The 1,476-nt window shown below is 46.6% G+C and carries 1 protein-coding gene and 1 pseudogene; one reads left to right on the top strand and one right to left on the bottom strand.

From position 1 onward, the window contains the following. Nucleotides 1–125: pseudogene (locus tag PX636_RS22855) on the bottom strand (hypothetical protein); the annotation flags it as partial. 288 nt (nucleotides 126–413) lie between these two features. On the opposite strand from PX636_RS22855, the gene PX636_RS08535 reads away from it, so the two are divergent. Then, nucleotides 414–1,460, top strand: coding sequence for a glucokinase (locus tag PX636_RS08535; RefSeq protein ID WP_125730262.1), 1,047 nt, complete (start codon nucleotides 414–416; stop codon nucleotides 1,458–1,460). Nucleotides 1,461–1,476 lie beyond the last annotated feature (16 nt).

Consider the following 1,476-nt stretch of genomic DNA (forward strand, 5'->3'; position numbering starts at 1 on the left):
ATTTCAATCCAGAGGGAAGCATCCCCGGGTAAGGGTAAAAATCCTTGGGCGACTGTACCGATGTAAGCGGCGTGTTGAAGCTGTAAATTGTCAAGATAAACGTAACTGCGAAGTTCTACACCCAAGCTAATTTCTCCCTCTCTGGTCTATCTTAAAAGTTATGGGGACAGTGATAGGTTCTGCCGCCCTATCGATCGCCTTGAGGCTACAGTTAGACCTAAAATGTCTTTAAGTCCCGTTTCTGTCCTCTGGCAAATCCCCATTCCAGCCCCGGAGCGACGATTAATCAATCCTTAATTAGGGCTTAGGCATTACCATCTTTCACTATAGTATAGAATTAGTGGCCTTTAAATTTGCCTGATAGAAAGGGTAAAAAACTATAATTATGGGGACAAACTCAGGGAAAAACCAGCATGACGATTCTTTTAGGGGGAGATATCGGGGGAACTAAAACAATCCTGCGTTTAGTGGATTGCCAAAACTCATCGGATAGTCCCCAACCCCGGCTAATTACTCTCGATCAAGAAATTTATCCTAGTAAACAATACCCCGATCTGGTGCCGATCGTCCAGCAGTTTTTAGCCCGACAAACCACTATTCCCCCAGTGGAAAAAGCTTGTTTCGGTATTGCCGGTCCAGTGGTTAACAATAGTTCCGAATTGACTAATTTAAGTTGGTCTCTAACTGGCGACCGCCTAAGCCACGAGCTGCAGATTGAGCGGGTAAAATTAATTAATGATTTTGCGGCGATCGGTTATGGGGTGTTAGGATTAGCCCCAGAGGAGCTGCACAATCTACAGTCGGCCCCGGCAGTACCGGAGGCCCCGATTGCGGTTATCGGTGCGGGGACGGGGTTAGGAGAGGGTTTTTTGATTCCTGTCTCGAAGGGTAAATATCGGGTGTTTGGTAGTGAGGGTTCCCACGCCGATTTTGCCCCTCGATCGAGTTTAGAATATCAACTATTAAATTATCTCTTGGATCTCTATAATATCGAGCGCATTTCGGTGGAGCGAGTGGTTTCTGGTCCTGGAATCACTTCTATCTATCGATTTCTCCACGATAGTAACTATAGTCAGTCATCACCAGCCATGGCGGAAATTTACCGCACTTGGTTAGAAGAAATGGGTAAACCGCAAAAAACCGTCGATTTAGCGGCTAAAATTGCCAGTTTTGCCCAAGATAACTCGGATTATCTCTGTTATCAAACCATGAAAATCTTTGTCGAGGCCTACGGTGCGGAAGCGGGCAATTTAGCCCTCAAGTTGCTTCCCTACGGAGGATTATACATCGCGGGAGGGATTGCGGCCAAAAATCTTTCCCTAATGACCGAGGGTAGCTTTATGAAGGCTTTTCGGGCTAAAGGTCGGATGAGGGAGCTATTAAGCAATATTCCCGTCCATATCGTCCTTAATGCCCAAGTGGGACTAATGGGGGCAGTTTCCTGCGCTAGTCAGCTATGAGGGAGGGTTGACTGGA

The organism is Microcystis sp. M53598_WE2 (assembly GCF_030067735.1).
In the GTDB taxonomy this organism is placed as follows: Bacteria; Cyanobacteriota; Cyanobacteriia; order Cyanobacteriales; family Microcystaceae; genus Microcystis; species Microcystis aeruginosa.

What these genes read in the sequence shown, in the direction of transcription:
- PX636_RS08535 (WP_125730262.1), top strand. Translation starts at nt 414, where the DNA reads ATGACGATTCTTTTAGGGGGAGATATCGGGGGAACTAAAACAATCCTG.